The organism is Bacillus sp. AP50 (genome assembly GCF_040492675.1).
In the GTDB taxonomy this organism is placed as follows: Bacteria; Bacillota; Bacilli; order Bacillales; family Bacillaceae_G; genus Bacillus_A; species Bacillus_A cereus.
The window spans coordinates 1-3,227 of the sequence record NZ_JBEUTW010000382.1 but is presented as its reverse complement, the minus strand read 5'-3'; the positions used below and the strand labels follow the sequence as shown (position 1 = coordinate 3,227).

Below are 3,227 nucleotides of genomic sequence, written 5' to 3'. Positions count from 1 at the left end.
GAAATTCATATTAAACAATATGTAATAATACATTTTATGATAATTTATTAAAATAAAATGTTATATTTTTGGGTGGAATATATAAATGGAGGAAATGTTATGAACAAGAATTTAAAATTTACTCAAATGATGATCGGTATTAGTACGATGGCATTATCATTTGGAAGTATTCAAACACAGGTATCCGCAGAAGAAAAAGCACCCTATAATACGTTACAGATGAAACCGATTGGGACAGAAACTTCAAAAGATGAAATGGCTCATGCTACAAAAGCGGACGAAACATTGAATTTTGAAGAGCGTTTAAAAGTAGGCGATTTTTCACAACGACCTACTTCGGTGATGAAACATGATGAAAGGCAATTAAAGCAAAGCTATACTCTGGCAGAATTGAATAAAATGTCTGATAGTGAATTCATTGATACGCTATCAAGAGTTTCATGGAATCAAATTACAGACTTATTTCAATTCAATCAAGATACGAAAGCTTTTTATCAAAATAAAGAACGTATGAACGTTATCATTGATGAATTAGGACAAAGAGGGACATCTTTTACGAAAGAGGATTCAAAGGGAATTGAAACTTTTGTTGAAGTATTACGTTCTGCTTTTTATGTGGGATATTTTAATAATGAAGTAGGTTACTTAAATGAGAGAAGCTTCCATGACAAATGTTTACCAGCATTAAAAGCTATTGCAAAAAATCCAAACTTTACATTAGGTACAGCTGAGCAAGATAGAGTAGTAGTTGCGTATGGGAAATTAATTAGTAATGCTTCTAGTGATGCTGAAACAGTACAGTATGCGGCAAATATTTTAAAACAGTTTAATGATAACCTTTCTATGTATGCTAATGATTATATGAAAGAACAAGCTGTATATGAAATCGTAAAAGGTATTGATTATGATATACAATCTTATTTGCAGGAAACGAATAAAAAGCCTAATGCAACAATGTGGTATGGAAAGATAGATAACTTTATAAATGAGGTTAGTAGAATTGCTCTCATACGGAATTTAACAACTGAGAATAGTTGGCTAATTAATAATGGGATTTATTATGCAGGACGTTTAGGGAAATTTCATAGCAATCCAAACAAAGGATTGGAAGTTATTACACAAGCGATGAATATGTATCCTCGCCTAAGTGGACCTTATTTTATAGCGGTAGAGCAAATCAAAACAAACTACGGTGGAAAAGATTATGATGGAAATACAGTAGATTTACAGAAAATACGTGAAGAAGGGAAGTTACAATACTTACCTAAAACATATACATTTGATGATGGATCTATTGTTTTTAAGACAGGCGATAAATTAACAGAAGAGAAAATTAAAAGGTTATATTGGGCAGCCAAAGAAGTAAAGGCACAATATCACCGTGTAATTGGAAATGATAAAGCACTAGAACCAGGTAACGCAGATGATGTGCTGACAATTGTAATTTATAATAATCCAGATGATTATCAATTAAATAGACAATTATATGGATATGAAACGAACAACGGCGGTATTTATATTGAAGAGAAGGGTACTTTCTTTACATATGAGCGTACACCAAAACAGAGTATTTATAGTCTAGAAGAGTTATTCCGTCACGAATTCACTCATTATTTACAAGGAAGATACGAGGTTCCTGGTTTATTTGGGAGTGGAGAACTATATCAAAATGAACGCTTAACTTGGTTCCAAGAAGGGAATGCAGAATTCTTTGCAGGATCTACACGTACAAATAATGTTGTTCCACGTAAAAGTATTATAAGTGGCTTATCATCTGATCCGGCAAGCCGTTATACTGCAAAGCAAACTTTGTTCGCAAAATATGGATCATGGGATTTTTATAATTATTCCTTTGCACTACAGTCTTATCTATATAATCACCACTTTGAAACCTTTGATAAGATTCAGGATTTAATCCGTGCAAACGATGTGAAAAATTATGACGCGTATCGTGAAGCATTAAGTAAAGATGCACAGCTGAATACAGAATATCAAACGTATATGCAGCAGTTGATTGATAATCAAGATAAATACAATGTACCACAAGTAACAAATGATTACTTAATACAACATGCACCTAAGCCGTTAGCTGAAGTGAAGAAAGAAATTGTCGATGTAACTAATATAAAAGATGCAAAAATCACAAAACATGAGTCTCAATTTTTTAACACATTTACTGTAGAAGGCAAGTACATAGGTAGTACATCAAAAGGTGAGTCTGAAGACTGGAAAACAATGAGTAAACAAGTCAATCAAACCTTGGAGCAGTTGTCTCAAACAGGATGGAGCGGCTATAAAACAGTTACAGCCTATTTTGTTAACTATCGTGTGAATGCAGCCAATCAATTTGAATATGATATTGTTTTCCATGGTGTTGCAACAGAGGAAAAAGAAAAAACAACGACTATAGTAAATATGAATGGACCATATAGCGGGATAGTAAATGAAGGAATTCAATTCCATAGTGATGGTACAGAAAGTGAAAATGGAAAAATTATTTCTTATCTATGGAACTTTGGAGATGGTACAACAAGTACAGAAGTCAGCCCTACCCATGTATATGGAGAAAAAGGAGCATATACTGTGGAACTAACAGTGAAAGATAGTAGAGGAAAAGAAAGTAAAGAACAAACAAAAGTTACTGTAAAACAAGATCCGCAAACAGGTGGATCCCTTGAAGAGGAAAAGGTACTCCCGTTTAATAAGCTTGTAAAAGGAAATCTGATTGCTCCTGATCAAACAGATGTTTATACGTTTGATGTTACAGTTCCAAAAGAAGTAGATATTTCTGTGGTAAATGAACAAAACATTGGGATGACATGGGTACTTTATCATGAATCAGACATGCAAAATTACGTAGCTTGTGGTGAAGATGAAGGAAATGCTATAAAGGGAAAATTCGTAGCGAAACCAGGGAAATATTATTTGAATGTGTATAAATTTGATGATAACACTGGTGAATATTCATAAAGTATACTTAATATCAGTAATTCATATAATTAGGAGTGGTTTCTATATTTAGAGAAAATACAAAAAGGATACTTCTGTCATTAGTAACAAATCCAATACTAATAATTGTATACGGGATCTTTTGCTATGAGTTGGCCTTATACTGTAAGTACGGAAGAATGAATTATAATATTTACATTTTGTTATTATGTATAGTACTTTTTATATCCATAACTACATTTACTACAATGCGGGTGATAAAAAATAGAGAATATGAA

1 protein-coding gene and 1 pseudogene are annotated in these 3,227 nt (G+C 32.6%); both read left to right on the top strand.

The window, feature by feature from the left end; all coding sequences use genetic code 11:
* Window positions 1-99 precede the first annotated feature (99 nt).
* Window positions 100-2,970, top strand: a complete 2,871-nt coding sequence (gene colA / locus ABWK52_RS22885) for a collagenase ColA (RefSeq protein WP_353772155.1) — start codon at window positions 100-102, stop codon at window positions 2,968-2,970.
* A 35-nt stretch (window positions 2,971-3,005) separates the two neighbouring features.
* Window positions 3,006-3,227, top strand: a pseudogene (locus ABWK52_RS22880) (WD40/YVTN/BNR-like repeat-containing protein); the annotation flags it as partial.

What these genes read in the sequence shown, in the direction of transcription:
- colA (WP_353772155.1), top strand. Translation starts at nt 100, where the DNA reads ATGAACAAGAATTTAAAATTTACTCAAATGATGATCGGTATTAGTACG.